The sequence below is a fragment of the Exiguobacterium sp. H66 genome (assembly GCF_018618705.1).
Classification (GTDB): Bacteria; Bacillota; Bacilli; order Exiguobacteriales; family Exiguobacteriaceae; genus Exiguobacterium_A; species Exiguobacterium_A oxidotolerans.
Genome location: NZ_JACSMQ010000002.1, coordinates 329405 through 347003 on the forward strand (window position 1 = coordinate 329405; position 17599 = coordinate 347003).

The 17599-nt window shown below is 46.8% G+C and carries 14 protein-coding genes and 1 other annotated feature; of the genes, 5 read left to right on the forward strand and 9 right to left on the reverse strand.

Going from position 1 to position 17599, the window contains the following annotated elements:
* Positions 1-73 precede the first annotated feature (73 nt).
* From KNP88_RS05020 to KNP88_RS05050, 7 genes are all read right to left on the reverse strand, one after another.
* A complete protein-coding gene (locus KNP88_RS05020; protein WP_214892561.1) occupies positions 74-1438 on the reverse strand; it encodes a flagellin N-terminal helical domain-containing protein in 1365 nt (454 codons plus the stop codon).
* Between the two features lie 227 nt (positions 1439-1665).
* Complete coding sequence (locus KNP88_RS05025; protein WP_214892563.1) at positions 1666-2595, reverse strand: hypothetical protein; 930 nt, start codon at positions 2593-2595, stop codon at positions 1666-1668.
* A gap of 90 nt (positions 2596-2685) precedes the next feature.
* Positions 2686-3969, reverse strand: a complete 1284-nt coding sequence (locus KNP88_RS05030; protein ID WP_214892565.1) for a methyl-accepting chemotaxis protein — start codon at positions 3967-3969, stop codon at positions 2686-2688.
* Between the two features lie 207 nt (positions 3970-4176).
* On the reverse strand, positions 4177-5691 hold the full coding sequence (locus KNP88_RS05035; RefSeq protein ID WP_214892567.1) for a peptide ABC transporter substrate-binding protein: 1515 nt from the start codon (positions 5689-5691) through the stop codon (positions 4177-4179).
* A gap of 94 nt (positions 5692-5785) precedes the next feature.
* Positions 5786-6021, reverse strand: a binding site (T-box leader).
* Positions 6022-6083: 62 nt separating this feature from the next.
* A complete protein-coding gene (locus KNP88_RS05040) occupies positions 6084-6476 on the reverse strand; it encodes a hypothetical protein (protein WP_214892569.1) in 393 nt (130 codons plus the stop codon).
* A 618-nt stretch (positions 6477-7094) separates the two neighbouring features.
* Positions 7095-7925 carry a GNAT family N-acetyltransferase gene (locus tag KNP88_RS05045; protein ID WP_214892571.1) on the reverse strand — a complete coding sequence of 277 codons (831 nt, stop codon included), beginning with the start codon at positions 7923-7925 and terminating at the stop codon, positions 7095-7097.
* 63 nt (positions 7926-7988) lie between these two features.
* A complete protein-coding gene (locus KNP88_RS05050) occupies positions 7989-8471 on the reverse strand; it encodes a hypothetical protein (RefSeq protein WP_214892574.1) in 483 nt (160 codons plus the stop codon).
* A 138-nt stretch (positions 8472-8609) separates the two neighbouring features.
* On the opposite strand from KNP88_RS05050, the gene KNP88_RS05055 reads away from it, so the two are divergent.
* A complete protein-coding gene (locus KNP88_RS05055; protein WP_029331436.1) occupies positions 8610-9113 on the forward strand; it encodes a hypothetical protein in 504 nt (167 codons plus the stop codon).
* Positions 9114-9160: 47 nt separating this feature from the next.
* Here KNP88_RS05055 and KNP88_RS05060 read toward each other — a convergent pair whose 3' ends face one another.
* The gene (locus tag KNP88_RS05060) at positions 9161-10423 is read right to left on the reverse strand and encodes a HAMP domain-containing sensor histidine kinase (protein ID WP_214892577.1); all 1263 of its coding nucleotides are present in this window, start codon (positions 10421-10423) and stop codon (positions 9161-9163) included.
* Positions 10420-11082 carry a response regulator transcription factor gene (locus KNP88_RS05065; protein WP_214892580.1) on the reverse strand — a complete coding sequence of 221 codons (663 nt, stop codon included), beginning with the start codon at positions 11080-11082 and terminating at the stop codon, positions 10420-10422. The genes KNP88_RS05060 and KNP88_RS05065 overlap by 4 nt, the downstream gene beginning before the upstream one ends.
* Before the next feature lie 131 nt (positions 11083-11213).
* On the opposite strand from KNP88_RS05065, the gene KNP88_RS05070 reads away from it, so the two are divergent.
* From KNP88_RS05070 to KNP88_RS05085, 4 genes are all read left to right on the forward strand, one after another.
* Positions 11214-12353, forward strand: coding sequence for a hypothetical protein (locus tag KNP88_RS05070; RefSeq protein WP_214892583.1), 1140 nt, complete (start codon positions 11214-11216; stop codon positions 12351-12353).
* Positions 12354-12545: 192 nt separating this feature from the next.
* The gene (locus KNP88_RS05075) at positions 12546-15371 is read left to right on the forward strand and encodes a sensor domain-containing protein (protein ID WP_214892586.1); all 2826 of its coding nucleotides are present in this window, start codon (positions 12546-12548) and stop codon (positions 15369-15371) included.
* 86 nt (positions 15372-15457) lie between these two features.
* Entirely contained in the window at positions 15458-16339 is an 882-nt protein-coding gene (locus KNP88_RS05080) for a YitT family protein (RefSeq protein ID WP_214892589.1), read from the forward strand.
* A 32-nt stretch (positions 16340-16371) separates the two neighbouring features.
* On the forward strand, positions 16372-17268 hold the full coding sequence (locus KNP88_RS05085; RefSeq protein ID WP_214892592.1) for an alpha/beta hydrolase: 897 nt from the start codon (positions 16372-16374) through the stop codon (positions 17266-17268).
* The last annotated feature ends 331 nt before the right edge of the window (positions 17269-17599 follow it).

A 17599-nucleotide genomic window follows, 5' to 3' on the forward strand; every position in this document is an offset into this window, starting at 1 on the left:
CTCTCAGGAGTTCCAGCAATTCACCCAGTTATGCTCTGATCAGTTACCTAATCAGACGCCCGGTGGAATCAAATTACCGTAGGAGTTGTAAAACACCTTGGGGTGTTTGATTCGATTGAGCCAACATTGCTTGTGCAGCTTGCGCAAGAATCGAGTTCTTCGTTTGGTTCATCATTTCTTTCGCCATGTCAACGTCACGAACGCGTGATTCAGCCGCTGTTAGGTTTTCAGAAGATGTTTTAAGGTTGTTGATTGTGTGCTCGAGGCGGTTTTGGCTCGCACCAAGTTTAGAGCGTTCTGCAGATACACTTTGGATTGCAGAATCAAGCTTAGTAATTGCAGTTTGAGCACCTTCTTTAGTCGATACATCAGATGTATCAATCTTTAATCCTTTAGTATCCATATCACCAATCGCTAATTTCACTGTTTGATTTTCGTTAGCACCGATTTGGAATTCTAGGGATTTATCATTGATTTTAATATCTGCATCTGTTCCATTTGCTAAAGAAGAATTTAACGAAAGTTCAAATCCTCCTACATTAACTTTTCCAGATTTGTCATTTGTAATAGTAGTCGTCCCTACTACATTACTAGAACTATCTGAAACTGAGAAAGTAGCTGTTTGACCAACATCAAATTTTAAAGTACCTACCCCAGTAACTCCAGCAGATGAGTCAGACACTGTAAAATCAAATCCGCCTAAAGAAGCTGTAGTAGCTGATTTATCTGAAGTTAAAGTAGCTAACTGCTTACCATCTGCATCTTTTAAAGTATAATCAAGTTTAGTAGTATCTCCTGCGTTTTCAACAGACTCAAGAGTATATGAACCCATGTTCACGGTACTTGCAGCTGTAATTGCAATTCCACTTACGTCAGTAGTATCTGCTACTTCAGTAAATACTTCAGCAGTACCAGAAACAGTTACACTATAAGTATCTTGTTTTAGTGAATCGTTTGTAACAGTAACTCCTGTTAGTTTTGAGTTTGCAAAACTAGAAGTAGAATTAGCATTTTTTGCAGCACTTCCATCTAGCAACTTCTTAGTATTGAATTCTGTTGTGTCAGAAATCCGATTTACTTCTGACTTTAATTGTGAAAATTCTTTTTGAATTTCTGTACGATCTGCATCTGTAGACGTATCGTTTGCTGATTGAACAGATAATTCACGCATCCGTTGAAGAATATCATGAGTTTCGTTTAAAGCACCTTCAGCCGTTTGAATCAATGAGATACCATCTTGTGCGTTACGTGAAGCTTGATCAAGTCCACGAACTTGACCACGCATTTTTTCAGAAATCGCAAGTCCAGCAGCATCGTCGCCCGCTTTGTTGATACGAAGACCTGAAGCCAATTTCTCCATTGATTTACTTTGTGCACCAGAAGCTGCAGAAAGTTTGTTGTGTGTGTTAAGTGCTGTAATGTTGTGATTGATAATCATTTTAAGTTTCCCTCCATAGGAATAATTTTTTTGTCTCTTTGAAGATCCTTCTTCTCCGAGATGCGCCCCCTGGCCGGCCCAAGAGTAGCGCGGTGGTTGTAGTCGATGACTGCTTCCACTCTATATATCGGGTACCTTATAAATATGTTTAATGTATTTGCTTATTTTTTTTGTACTTTTTCATAAAAATTTAGTCATTTACTGGAATTCATTATTTTTAATTAATATTACGAACGAAAGTAGCCTTCTTCTCCCCCTCTATAATAACCATCAACAACTGTTCCATCTTGCCTGGTATATCCTTCAACCCAATGACTATCAACATGATGAAGTGCCTTATCAAACCCCTCCATATCAATACCATCAAAAACCGCTTCAAATATATCAAATGTATCTCCAATAATCCCTACTCCAAAAAGCATCAGAGCAGTTCGCGTTCCATTTGTAAAAGAGCCTTTAACATCTCCATTAAAAACAGCAGTAACAAAATTTGCTGGATGACGAACAGGTGCTGTAATGACTTTTCCAACAATGTTCCAAAGTGTAGGATTCTTACACTTTTCTAGTTCTGAAATTATGGATTCGATTTGATGTTTTTCTTTAGATAAAATATCATGTATTTTATTTATTTGAATGATAATCTTAGTCAATTTTATTTTTCTTTCTGAAAATAATTCTAAATAAAGTTTATGATATTCTGATCCATCCAAAGAATCCTGTTCAAATCTTTTAATTGTTCGATGAGCTTTATTTTGGTGTTCTTGAAAATATAAAAGAGCTGATTCAATTACATACAGTGTGTATAAAGACTCTTTAATTCGTTTACGCGCTTTTCTATTGATATTTTTATTATGGAAATCGCCTACATGATTCTCATAATCCAAAATAAGTTCTTGTCTTATTTGTGACTGCATTAAGTATTCGCATTTTAAAATATCACTAATATTATTTTGTATATAATTAAATTCTGTAGTGTATGTTCGATTAAATTTTAAAAGTTCTTTTTTATAGTGAATAAAAATATTAAATCGTTTAGTAAAAGAATATTTTTTCAAATTACAATATTTTAATACTTGTTTATTTAATTTTCTTGCGTTAGAACCCATATACCAAAGAAAAAACGACAAAATGAATAAAAACAAACCTATCATTAACAATCAAAAACCCCCCTGTTGAATCAATTTTTAGAATAAAAATAAAAAAAACAGATTCATTAGTCATCGAATCTGTTTTTCTACTCAATTCATTTAAAGACGCGTCGCGCCTGTCTCTTCCTGCAATTGTTCTGCGACTGCGACGAGCTCTTCCATCGCACCGTTGACTTCACTGAGTGATGCCGCCTGATGGCTCGATGCTTGCAGGACTTGCTCCGCATGTTTCGATGCTTCTTCAACCATCGCGAGGATGTTCGCCGTCGTCAAACCGACTTGGTCAATCTCTTTATCCGACTTCACGACAAGTTGATCAACGGACTGAACACGCGAATAGACATTTTCCGTCGACTGATGAATTTCTTCAAAGGATGATCCTGCCTGTTCGACAAGTCCGACACCGGTCGCGACTTCTTTTTGGACGTCCGTCATCGCATTCGCCGTATCATTGACAAGACGTTTGACACCGGAAATCAAATCAGTGATTTCTTTTGCTGATGTCGCTGTTTGTTCGGCGAGTTTCTTAACTTCCGCCGCAACGACGGCAAAACCGCGACCGGCTTCTCCGGCACGTGCTGCTTCAATCGAGGCATTCAAACTGAGTAAATTCGTCTGTGCTGAGATATCACTGATGACATCGGTAATCCGTGAAATTTCACCCGTCATATCCGTCAAACGCCCATTGAGTGTCGCGGATTGTTCCATCTTACTAGAAATCATATGCATCGCTTCAACCGAATCCGTCGCGAGTGTCTTGCCGTTCTCGGCTTCTGTCTGCATGACCGTCGCCGATTTCAAGGCTTGATTCATTTCCTGGGCGACTTCATCCATCGTCCGTTTGACGGCACCGAGTGCATCCATCGAGAGGTACGCTTGATCAACATTTTCGTTCATCTTCGCCGATAGTTCCGCCATCGCAGTCCGGATGCTTTCGCCTGACGCGTTGCCTTCTTGGACGGCTGCCGCGATTTCTTGGGCAGATGCCGTCAGCTTATCGCTTGAGCTGCCCATCTGTGTCGCTTGCTTGCGGATATGTACTACCATCACTTCGAGTTCATGCATCAATTGATCGACTTCGTCACCACGCTTCGCTTCTTCAAAATCCACATCAAAGTTGCCGTTCGCGACTTCACGTGCCGTTTGTGTCGCTTTTTCGATGGCTTTGATCGGCTGACGGAGAATCAATTGAATCAACAGTGAACCGAGCAGCGATAAAACTAATCCGATACCCGCTCCAAATAAAATTGCCTGATTTTCCGCGACGTCGACTCCGCGCGAGAGGAATAATGTCAGCTGGGCAGAAATTCCGCCTGTAATGATTGAAATCACGAGAACCCATACAAATAACCGAATCTTTAAATTGCTACGTAACTTACTCATATCCGTAACTTCCCTTCCTGATTCTTTTCTCAACATTCTCCTTATCGGCAAGATATGAGAACGCTTTAATAGGATTGACCTGATTTCAAAGTCGGTTATAGGATTTACTTGTCACAAAATAACAATTCTTTTCATTCTGCTCCTTGCTTGATGAAAAAAACCGTCCGCTTCGTCATCTGAGCATGACAAGGCGAACGGTTGATCTTTTTACTTCCGGTCAATTTCGACGTATTTATACGAGATGTCCGTCCCGACGTTGTGACGGGCGAGGTGTGTGACTTCCGTGTTTTGCAAAAAGGCGTTTTTGCGCTGGTAGACCGGTGAGATCGCTTGATCGTCGAGCAACAGGGATTCAGCTTGGCTTAACAATTCCAAACGTTTGTCCTGATCGAGTTCTTGTTCTGCCTGTTGCAAGAGACGGTCATACTTTTTGTTCGAGTAATCCATCATGTTGAACGGGTTACCGGTCATGAACAAGTTCAAGTACGTCGTCGCGTCTTGATAGTCCGGCGCCCAGCTCGCGAGTGACAAATCATAGTCCCCTCGTCCTTCACGGGCAAGGCGTTCCTTCTTCGGCAACGACAGGAGTTTGACGTCGACGTTTTGGCGTTTGAGCGTGCCCTGGATATACTCGCCGATTTTTTTCGAGACTTCATCGTCTTCGATGATCATCGTCAACTCCAGATTTTGCGGTTCGAGGACTTTCTTCGCCTGTGCTTCATCGAACGATGACGTGATTTGACGTGTTTTATCGTACTGCGGATCAAGCTCTTGCGGGACGATGTAATCGGCCGGTAACGAACCGTTTCCGAGTAATGTTTTCGTCAGCGCTTCTTTATTATATGCAGCGTCAATCGCTTGGCGGGTCTGCTTGTCTTTTAATGCGTCCGCTTTTTGATTCATCCGGATGAAGAACATCCGTGAATCGCTGAACGTGTTGTACTCTTTTTTATCTTTATAGTTGATGACGTTTTCCGAGTTGAGCGGTGCGACATCGAGTTCGCCTGTTTCGAACAGATTGATCGCAAGCATCGGGTCCTTGATGATTTTGACGTCGACTTCGTCAATCTTGACCTGTTTTTGGTCGGCATAGTCAGCATTTTTCGCAAGCGTGTAACCTTGCTCGGCCTGATATTTCTTAAACGTGAACGGTCCGTTGTAGACATTCGTCTCCGGGTCCGTCCCGAACTTATCGCCTTCTGCTTTGACGATGTCTTCACGGACCGGCATGTACGTCCCGAACGTCGTCATGCTGAGGAAGTAGGGTGTCGGTCGTTTCAGTTCGATTTGTAATGTCTCATCGTCGATGACTTTTGTTTCCTTGACGGGCTCAAGCAAGTACGCGAACGGTGAGCTCGTTTCGATGACGCGCTCATAGGCATAACGGAAGTTTTCTGCCGTGACGGGTTTCCCGTCAGACCATTTTGCCGTCGGGTCAAGCTTGAACGTATAGACTTTTCCGTCTTCCGATACGCTGTGTGACTCAGCAGCTGCCGGGACGAGTTCATTGTTTTCATCGAAGCGGTACAATCCTTCATAAATCTGGTTGAAGATGTTCGACGTGATGGCATCTGCCGGGTCGACCGACAGGAGATCATAACTTTCCATCGTGTGCAGGACTTTCTTTTCGTTTTCGTTCGGTGCTGCTTGTTCTGTGTCTGTCGTCGAGCATCCTGCGAGTAGGAACGCCGTGCTTGCCGCCGCGATCAATGTCTTCTTCATAAAAAATTCCTCCTAAAGATAATGTGCGTTGGATGATTCGGCGTTCCTTGACGTAAAACAAAAGACGCCCTCTATGCATAGCAAAAGCTGCTGCATAGAGGACGCCTGTATCCGCGCGGTGCCACCTCTAGTTGAGACAAATGTCTCCTCTTGTCGCTGGTCCAACAACCAGCTAGCCTTGTAACGGGAGCAACCGTCCTGTCTACTGCAATCGTTCAACAGGCTCTCAGCGGTCCATTCCCTAATCAGCTTACCGCGTCAGGCTCTCACCTTTCCTGACTCGCTTTGTCGGCAGTGTTGACGGTACTTACTCCGCGTCGTTGATTTGTTTGATATGGCTTAACTTGGTCTTTACTTTACACGGCTCGGATTTCACTGTCAATCAAAAGTGCTCAAAACGGATGATCTTCCTGTTTCTCCTGTTCTTTCCGGACCGGACGAGGACGAATCGGTTCGACCCGCTCAACGTGTGTCCGCGTGATGATCCGGTTACCAAATGCCGCATCCAGTAAAATCGTGATGGCTGCTGCGATGTGCAACAACATCCCGACGACCGGAATGACACCGACTGTCGATGCGACGATTCCGACGATGTTTCCTTTTGAGACATTGCCAGCCCGCGCCGTCAACACGACAACTACGATGTGGAACGCAAGCATCAACCATAAAGCGTTATAACCCGACCCGATAACAAGCAATCCACCGAAAAACGGAATCCCGAGGATGGCCTCTAAACCACCTGACACCCACTTCAACGTCCGTAATGATTCCTGTCGATCATTCATGTCGTCGCCTCCTCTATTTTTCCATATGTCTAGTATACGACAAAACACGGGAGAGGTTTCAGACTTCCTTTAGATTATGAACTTATTTTTTTACGTGGTTTCCTTCTCTCCTTATCACTGGATTCCTAACAAAAAAGTTTCCGTCGTCCGGGCGCGACTCCTGCGGGAAAAGGAAGGGCTCGTCCCTTCCGTCAGGAACAGGCAAGACCCGGTCGGCTGCAAGTCGATCGCGGCTTGCGTTCCGCCCGAGGAAAGCGCGCCAGCGGACGATCGGAAACGATATTCTATCTTCTTATAGAGTAGTAAGACCTAAGGTCTATGCTTACTATACGAGTTCATAAAAAGCCCAGTCATTAGACTTTCCGTTAAGCTGCTTATGTTTCCGTCATCCGAGCGCGACTCCTGCGGGAAAAGGAAGGGCTTGTCCCTTCCGTCAGGAACAGGCAAGACCCGGTCGGCTAAAAGCCGATCGCGGCTTGCGTTCCGCCCGAGGAAAGCGCGCCAGCGGACGATCGGAAACGATATTCTATCTTCTTAGAGAGTAGTAAGACCTAAGGTCTATGCTTGCTATACGATTTCACAAAAAAGCCCACTCTCGTGGACTTTCGTTCAAACTTCTTATAATTCAAGCACATGGAACTGATAACCGCGACCAACGACGAATCCGGCATCTTTATAGAGATCCAGTGCCCGTGCGTTATCCGTCTCGACATCGAGTTCAAGCTGCGTCCGACCTGTCCGGAACATCGCTTGGACCATCAGTTTCAACATCTTCTTCCCGTAGCCATTGCCCTGCGCTTCCGGACGAACGGCGAACGCATGGATGCTCGCTTGTGTCTCGGATGCTAAATATGCACGGACGACACCGACCGGCTGACCGTTCGCGACACCGACATACGTGACGCGATCCTCTGTCTCAATCGCTTGATAAATCGCTTCCGCCTCGTCCGCTGTATTTCCGAACGACTGTCCGAGCGTCTCGACGATGAACGGACGGTCCGATGCCGTCGCTTCGCATAATTCAAAATCAGGATCTGCTTTTAAGAACAATTGCGCTTTTTTCAGCACCATATTGTATTCCGTCATCCGGTACTCTGCCCCAAGCTTGCCCAAGACTGCTTTACCGGATTGACTTGCATCATCAATGACGAACGTAAAGGCTTCCGCGCCCGTTTCGCGCGCTACGCCAGCCGCCGTTTCGACGAGCAATTTAAAAATCCCTTGCTGCCGGTAATCGGGATCAACGAAGACGTTGACTTCCCATTCTGTCGGTAGATACGCGAAGGCTTGCAGGTAGCCAATCAATTTTGAGCCGTCGTAGACAGCAAAATCATTCTCGCCGACATAATCTGCCGCCACCTTCAATTCAATTCCATCATGATCGTTGACACATTTCTCAAGTTGCAAGACATCTGTCGTTTGTAAGACTTTCGTTACTGTAAATTCCATCTCTCTTCACCTCAACCTTTACTATAGCGAACCACTAAAAGAAGCACTAGCAAAAGCTAATGCTTACTGCAGTTTAAATGTTTTCATCATCCGCGGAACGTGATATGTAATCAAGCGTTCGATTGTTTTGTTCCCGACCGCACCTTTAACGGCTTCCGTCGGTTGGACATAATAGTACGTTTTATTGCCCTTCGTCCCAAGATACGTGCCGTACCCGACTTGACGGTCGAACTGTTTTTTCGACAGTTTCTTCGGTTCGTAGTTCAAGTTGACGAGCAACTGATCTTTTCCTTTGACCTTATAATAGAGCGAAAACGTTCCACTTCGCGTGACGGTACCGTACTTCGTCTTGACCGTCTTGTTTTTGATCAGCGCGACTTTGTCTTGCGCGATCGCTTTCTTCAGCGTCTCTGTCGCCTTGACGGTATAACCAAGCTGTTTGTTTTGAACCATCCCTTTTTGATAAGAGACGTTCGTCGCACCAAAGGCCGTCACCGGAATCAGACATGCCCCTATTAATAGTCCTGTCATTACGATTCGTTTCATGCTGATTCCTCCTTTATGTATGCGATAATAATAAAATTCCCTTTCGTACAATAGGTAAACCTTATTCTCGAAAAAGATTTGACGGAATTGTCTAAATTTCTTACGATAAGAGTAACGAAACGAAATGGGGTTAAAAGGATGGCTGAACAAGAACAATTAACACAAGAACAGCTCGATAATCTGCTCAAGAACTCATTCGCGATGCAGGTACCAATCCTCGAGAAGTTCATGAAAGATACACATGACCGCTATGCACTTGCAACGACTTCTTTCAAACGGGATATGGACGCGATGAAAGAATCGGAATGGCATCAATTTTTCGCCGGCAAATTGTTACCGCACTTCTTCCTCGAGCATCTTGGATTCGGCGCTTCGTTCCGCTTCAACGGACACGATAAAGAAGTCGACCTCCCGGAAAACGTCGTCCCTGTCCGTAATGATGCAGATGACCAAATCGCGAAAGTCGTCCTCGGCGTCGAAAAAGCGATGAAGGACATGCACATCAAAAACCACAGCCTCGTCGCGAAATTTTACCAAGAGACACTCGAACTCGCTTGCCAAATGGGCAGCCGCGTCGGCATGAGTGATGAATTCTATACACTCGTCAAACCGAGTCTCGTCCACGAAAACGAATCAAAATAAGCACCGACAGCCCCGCTCCTCTCGACGAGGAACGGGGCTTTTTTACATTATAGACGAATAAAGAAACACGCTCCGCCTTGCGGACTCGTTCGGACGCCATAGACCAGTTCATGGCTGTCGAGAATCAAACGGCTAATCGCAAGCCCGAGCCCGTGCCCGGAACTGCCGTCTTGTTTGACGTACAAATCCCAAATCGTCGCCCGGTCGGACTCCGGGACGCCACGCCCCGCGTCCTCGACCGTCAATTCAGTCTCCGTCAGCCGAATGATGACCCGGCTATCAGGCGGAGCAGCAGCGTGGGCATTCATCAGGAAGTTGACGAGGACCCGTTCGAACATATGCCTGTCAACACGACGCGTGACGGGCACAGCTTCAGCGACAAGTGCCACCCCCTCCTTCTCAAACGTCGCCTCCAACCGTCCGACCGTATCGAACACCAGGTCGTCTAGTCGCGTCTCAACCCGCTCGAGCGGCATCATCCCTCCGGCAAGCTTCGAGTAGACGAGCGTCTCATCAATCAATAGGCCGAGGCGATCCGTCTCCTCGATGATGCTGTCCGTGACATCCGGTAGTTCGTCTAGCGGAATCACCCCTGCTGCGAGCGCCTCCGTTTCGTTGCGGATGATTGCGAGCGGCGTCCGCAAATCATGGGTGATACCGGCGATGAATGACTTTTGCAGCGTTTCTTTTTGGAGGAGTTGTTCCTGCATCTCATCGACGGCAGCAATTAACTCACCGACTTCATCATTCGGTCGTTCGGGTAGCGGGACGCTTTTTTTTCCCGCTCCGATTTGCTGGGCGACGGATCGTAAGTTGACGATCGGCCGCGTGAACTGTCGTCCCATATAATAAGCAAGCCCTGTCGCAAGCAACAAGGTCACGAGGAGCGCGACACCAATCGCCAAGTAGACACCGTTCAACGCACTACTCGCGAGCGGTGCATTTCGAATCGTCGTGATGACCGTGTCCCCCTCTTTCAGCTGATAGGTCAACAAACGTTGATTTTGGACATCAATCACGTCTTGTTGCTGCAACTTCTCGAGCGCCGGTAAGTTGACCGGTTGCGGTCCTCGTCCACCGAGGCGTTGCGTTTGTCCGTCGATCGTGATGAAACCTTGAATGTCACGGGGAAGCGGTTGATTGCCGTCGATCGCTTCTTGAATGATATTTGCTTCACGTGCGAGTTGACTGTAGCGTTCGTCTTCCGCAAACCGATTGACGAGCACCGCCGTCAAGACAAAACTCAAGCTACCCATGACGAGGAGCGGTGCGACGACCGCCAGTAAAAACTTCCGCATCAATTTACTCATTCCATCGCCTCCAGTCGATATCCGACCCGATGGACCGTCTTTAACTGTTGTTTGATCGTCGGTAACTTATCACGCAATTGTTTGACGTGCGTATCGACGGTCCGGGTATCGCCACCGAACGTATATCCCCAGACATCATCCAGGATTTGATCGCGACTGAGTGCTTCACCGATATGTTCGACGAAGTATGTCAACAGCTCAAACTCCATCTTCGCCAGACTGAGCGACTGCTCGCCGTTTTTGACGAGACGCGCTTTCGGATCCAGTGTTAAATCACCCAACCGGAAGGCAGTGTCTTTCGGACGCTGGTTCAGCGCCCGCTCGAGCCGAATCGTCAGTTCTTTCAAGACGACGGGTTTGACGAGGTAATCGTCTGCTCCGAGCTCAAGTCCGAATACACGGTCATCCGCTTCACCACGCGACGTCATCATGAAGACGACGGGTGGCGTAGCGACCGCTTTAATCGACGGAACAAGCGACCAGCCGTCCCCATCCGGGAGTCGAACATCGACGAGGACCGCGTCAAACGTCGTTTTGCTTAAGGCGTCCTTCGCCTGTCCAATCGACATCGCGAGTGTCACTTCATATCCGTGGTGCCGTAAAAAACGTTCTGTCACGTGTGCTAACTTTACTTCATCTTCAATCAATAAAATATTCATCGTTATCCCTCCACATGCTTAGTGTACCGCCTTTTCCAGCCGATTTGCTTTTCTTGGCAATTTCTTTGCAACTTCCTCACAACTTCGTTTTCGATCCACGCTAACATACAAGGTGAAAGGAGTGATCAACCATGAAATTCAAAAAACAATGGATCACCGCACTTACAATCAGCGCATTAACAGTAGGAGGAGCTTCTGCTCTCGCTGCAACAAATGATAGCGATGCATCGAAAACGAAATCCGAGCGTCATCACTTCGAAGGTATGAAAAAAATGGACGTTACAATCCTCTTAGATAAACTCGGCATCACAGAAGACGAGGCACAAACAGCACGGGAAGCGAAGACATCGATCGCTGAGCTTGCAGAAGAAAAAGGCATCTCGTTCGCCGACTACAAAGCGGCTGAACTTGCAGCAACAAAAGAACAACTCGCGAGTCTTGTCGCCTCAGGGGATCTTACAAAAACACAATCCGCTGATATGTTAGAACGTCAAACGGAACGCTTCAGCAAAGTCTCGAGCTATGACGAATTGAAAGAACAGCAACCTAAAGGGCAACGTCACGGTAACAAGGGCGGTTTCTTTAATAAAGAACTCGTCGCAGACGTCCTTGCCGCACTCAACTTAAATCAAGAGGACTTCGATGCTGCGAACCAATCACTCGCCGCGTTCGCGAAAGCCCAATCAATCCAGTTCGCCGACTACAAAAAAGCGGTCATCGCCTCACAATCAGAACAACTTGACCAATTCGTCAAAGACGGTAAAATGACGGAAAAACAAGCGATGTCGATTAAAGAACGGATGACGGAAGAGTTCTCAGACATGACGAGTTATGACGAATTGCCGGATCGGGAAAAACAAGGACAAGGCAAACGTGACGGCGGACCACGCGACGTCTTCGGTGACACGACTGCAACGGTCTTGGCGAGTCTCAAACTCGATGAAGCGAAATTCGAAGCTGCCGATCAAGCACTTCCTGAATTTGCGGAAGCGAACGATATCGCCTTCGACGACTTCGAGCAAGCGGTCCTCACCGCTCAAACGGCTGCAATTGATGCGAAACTAGCAGACGGTTCCATCACAGAAAAACAAGCGACGTCGATGAAGGAACGGATGCAAGAACGTGCGAATCAGGTCTCAAGTTATGACGACCTTAAGCAAGGACCACGCGATGGTGGACAAGGTGGACGTCACCACGGAATGAACGAAAAGAATACGGATCAATCAACGGACCCGAATGCAAGCGAGACATCTGTCGATCTTGCAATCTAACTTTAGTTTCCCTGCGCCAACGGATCGACATGTGCTTGCATGTGTTGATCCGTTTTTTTAGATTCCCTTTCTTTTTTTTTGAAAAAATAGGTCTATTCTTCGAACTTTAATTGCAATTGTTCTCACTTTAACCCGATACTAGAAAGGAGACGCGTTCTATTATGAATTACATTCTAGCGAGGAGATTTGACCATGACTTTTTTCGACGCTATGCAACGACTAAGTCGTTCATCTACATCCCCTCTGTTCATTGGTGGATTAGAACTCTCACATCCGGATAGCGCGGAATTTTTTTTCCAACAAAATGCGGATGCGATATTCTTCTTTAATCACCTCGGTGAAATCATCTATTTCAATGAACACTTACCTACGATGCTCGGTTATTCGAGTGAAACGTTGTATGAGCACTTCGCCGTGTTTAATCCACCAGAACAAGTGGATGCGGTCACTTCATTTTTCGAGCGTGCCCTTGCTGGGGAAACCGTTCATTATACGGCGCAAGGATTACACCACGATCAACATCGACTGACGTTAAAGATTACGAACATGCCGATTTTTCAAGACAATCAAGTCATCGGCGTGTACGGGATGGCACGCGATATCACACGGGAGAAACAGCTTGAAGAGGATGTCGTTCAAATCCGTTCACAACTCGAATTAACGGAACAAGTGCCGGAACTCGTCGTCTTTCATTACGATCCGTCTTCAAAGACGATTGAACAGTCTGTCTCCTTAATGAATTACTTAGGTGTGTCTTCCGACGCATTAGGGCAATTATCGCGCAAACAGTTACACAACCGGATTCACCCACGTGATTTCGATCCACTTCGTTTTCAAATGGAGCGACTCATCGATCGTGAGGTCGAGATGTTCGAACAAGAGGTATCTGTTTTAAACGCCGCGAACGACTATCAGTTATTGCGATTAAAAGCATTTCGACGATCGGAAAGCGACACAGTGATTGCTGTTGTCCTATATGATTTATCAGAAGTCAGTGAGGCACGCCATCAATTAACGTTCGAGCGCGATCAAACACGTGAAATCTATGAAGCACTCGATGCTGCGATTTCTCAAATTGACCTCTCGACTGGACGGCTGTTATTTCATTCGCGGGGATTCTTGCAAATTTTTGAGGAACTACCAGAGGATTTGTGTTTGAGTCAAGATTGGTTATTCGAGCGTATCGATGAACGCGATCACCTTGCGATGCAACAATTTATTGAGCAACTGACCTCCGGTAAAGCCGGAACGCTGCAGTATCGTCTCCGCTTTTCCGATGGTCGGCTAAAATGGATTGAAGATCAGCAACTGCCTGTCTTCCATCTCGATGGGACGATTGCTTATTCGAACAGCATCATGCACGATATCACGCTTCAAAAAGACTACGAGGAACGCCTGCAACAACTGGCACTCCGTGACACCGTAACCAGCTTGCCGAACCGTGTCGCGTTGACCGATACAATCAACGCCTGGATAAAAGCAGACCGCCCTTTTTCGATTTTGTCAGCCTCGTTTAATCGCATCACGGAAATCAACAATGCGTTCGGACATGCTTCTGGAGATCAGTGGCTCCAGGCAACCAGTCAATTGCTGCAGACCGAGAAACCGGACGACGTCTTTCTCGGACACCTCGGTGGCGACGAGTATACGCTGCTCGTGCCCGCCAGCTATACGGACGATGTGACGTCTTGTGCGGAAAAGTTACTCGACCTGTCGGCTCGTCCGATTCTCATCGAGCCCTATGCGTTATTCGCCCGTATTTCAGCCGGTGTCAGCCGGTTTCCGGAAGACAGTCGCGATGCTGTCGAGTTGCTAAAACACTCGTATACAGCATTACGACGTTCGCGTCGCGAGGATCATAATGCCGTGCATCACTATGCTTCGAGCCTCGACATCGATTATTATCGTCGCTATCGTCTCGAACAAGATTTACATTATGCGATTGAGCGCGATCAATTGTTCCTTGAATATCAACCGAAAGTCGACAGTTGGACAGGAAAAATCATCGGCCTTGAAGCCTTAATCCGTTGGCAACATCCCGAATGGGGACGGATTCCGCCAAACGACTTCATTCCACTTGCCGAGGAAAGTTCACTGCATTTGGCGATTGGCGACTGGGTCGTCGATACAGCTTGTCAGGCGATGAAGACGTGGGCCCGTGCCGGGGCGAACCTGATTCCGATTTCGGTCAATGTATCACCGAAGCGTTTTTTAATCCCCGGGTTCGAACGTCAAATCGAACAGGCGTTATTGAAGTATAGCCTGTCTCCACATTTGCTCGAACTTGAAATCACGGAAGCTGCCTTAATCATGGATGATCCGAACACAAGCCGGATGCTGGAGCATTTAAGCCACCTCGGCGTCCGGATTGCTTTAGATGATTTCGGTAAAGGCTACTCGTCGATGGTCTACTTACAGCGTTATCCGATTGATGTCGTCAAAATCGACCGCCAATTCGCGACGCATATCGCGGACGATGCGAAAGCACAAGCCATCGTTAAAAGTATTCTCTACATGGCGTCCGTCTTTAATCTTTCCGTTGTTGCAGAAGGTATTGAAACGATACGACAGCTGGAAACGTTCCGTGCATTGAATTGTCCGAATATCCAAGGATACTTGTTCAGTCGTCCTGTTCCGACCGACGTCATGCAAAGCTTCCTGTTACGCGAAATTTTGTATCCGATCGAAGCCTGTTCGCTCGCCGGCGACAGTACCCCAAGCTTTTCTGTTGAAGGAAAAATTAAAATGCTGACGCACCATGAGACGGAGCTCGATTTTAACTACTCGGATATTCATGCGCATCAGACGGATACGCGCCACTTGTATTTTTCGACCGAGGTCCCGCTTCCGCTTAATACCGCGACCTTCGAAGTCCGTTTATCCGAAGGGATACAACTTGTCAGCTTTACACTGACCGTCATCGGTTTCGAACAAGGGCAGTATATCGGAAAATATACTTCGAGTCCTGAAGCAGAACTGGTCTTACGTTTTTTCCAATCGATTCGCCCGCTCGTCTAATCATTCGCACTAAGGTTGCTCTCGCATGCCTTAGTGCTTTTTTGTTATAGTAAACACAGAAACACTTTTCAAAAAGGAGGAATTCGATGAGTGGTGCGACCCAAACGAAAGCTCACCGACGAACGACGAAATGGCAACTTGTACGCCGCCTTTTGTTATTGACGATTGGGGCCATCGTCTTCGCGATCGGTCTGAAAGGATTCCTCGTTCCGAATAATATCATCGATGGCGGGATTGTCGGAATTTCCATCATCGGTTCAAAATTGACGGATACGACACTCGCATTATGGCTCTTCTTCTTAAATATCCCGTTCATCTTTTTTGGTTATAAACAGATTGGTAAGACCTTTGCCCTGTCTACGCTTTATGCAATTTTCATCATGGCGGTCGCGACGAAATTACTCGAAGGCATCGGACCGATGACGAACGTCGATCTCCTTGCGACCGTCTTCGGTGGTTTAATTCTCGGAATTGGCGTCGGTATCGTCATCCGGGCCAGTGGATCGCTTGACGGGACAGAGATTCTTGCTGTTTCCTTCAGTCGCTCGACCCCTTTTTCCGTCGGTGAAATTGTGATGTTCTTTAACGTCTTCATCCTCGGAGCAGCCGGATTCGTCTTCGGTTGGGACCGCGCGATGTACTCGCTGATTACGTATTTCATCGCCTTCAAGACAATTGATGTCGTCATTGACGGACTCGATCAATCAAAGAGTGTGTGGATCATTTCTGAGAACTACGAAGAAATCGGCCTTGCCATCATGGACCGGCTCGGTCGGAGCATGACGTACTTAAATGGAGAAGGATCTTTTTCCGGGGATGATAAGAAAGTCATTTTTTGTGTCATCAGCCGGCTCGAAGAAACGAAATTAAAAGAAATCGTCCGCGACTTCGACGAACAGGCCTTCATCGCCATCGGCAACATTCATGACGTCCACGGTGGCCGCTTCAAGAAAAAAGATATTCATTAATTCACAGTTGTTCGAGAAAGGGAGTCGCGCCGTTGTTGAAGAAACATCGCAAGAAAATCATCGGGGGATTGATCCTCGTCATCGTTCTTTTGTTGATTGCTCTCGTCGGAATTTCTGCTTATGTCGGTTCGTCCTTAACGAAACCGGAACGGGAAGCATTGACGACGAACCCTAAAAAAGCGGAAAAACTGGCTTATGAAGACGTCTCCTTCCGCTCGCTAAAAGATCGCACGCGTTTATCCGGCTGGTGGATTCCGCGTGAGGACGCGAAACTGACAATCGTCTTTGCTCACGGCTATGGGAAAAACCGGGAACAGACGGATGTCCCCATCTTCCCGCTCTTCAAAAAATTTCATGATGCCGGCTATAACGTCTTAACATTTGATTTCCGCGGGTCCGGGATCTCGGAAGGAAAACGTGTCACGGTCGGGGCAAAAGAACAAGATGACTTGCTGACAGCTGTCAGCTATGCCAAATCACGTGCTTCAGAGCCGGTTGTTCTTTATGGTATCTCAATGGGCGCTTCGACTGCCCTTGTCACGGCTCCAAAAGCAGATGTCGCCGGTGTCATCGCGGATAGTCCGTTCAGTGATTTAGAAAATTATTTAGAAACGAACCTCCCCGTCTGGAGCGGGTTGCCGAACTTCCCGTTCACACCCGTCATCCTGCAAGTGACGCCTCCACTGACAGGGCTGAACCCGGAACGTGTCAAACCGATTGAAGCGATTCGACGGATTGATCTTCCCATCCTGATGATTCATGGCAAGGACGATGATGCGATTCCGGTCACGGAAAGCATGCGCCTTCAAAAAGCGGCGCCACATTCTGAGCTTTATGTGACGGAAAACGGCGGACATGTCCAGTCTTATGCCCATGACCGCAAAGCCTATGAAGACAAGGTCCTATCTTATTTAGAAGACATCAAATGATTTCACATCAATAATCGCAGCAACTCTTTAATTAAGGAACAGTCGCTGTACCTTCAATCTCTTAATCCAGAAAAAAGAGTCAATCCAAGCTGATCTTGTATCAGTAGGTTAGACTCTTTTTTGTTTGGGACGACTTCACTAAAATGATTCGAAGTAGAGAAAAACACGGCGACTACGCTCAGACCTTAGACAAATGCTTATGAAGCGTGAACATACTATATCTAGATACGACCCGTTCGCGCTTCCCTGTCTCGCCTCGTCTTCAAAGCGATTCGAGACGGATTGCGCTCTAAACCGCCTGCATGTCTGGATTTCTGTCACGGTATTACCT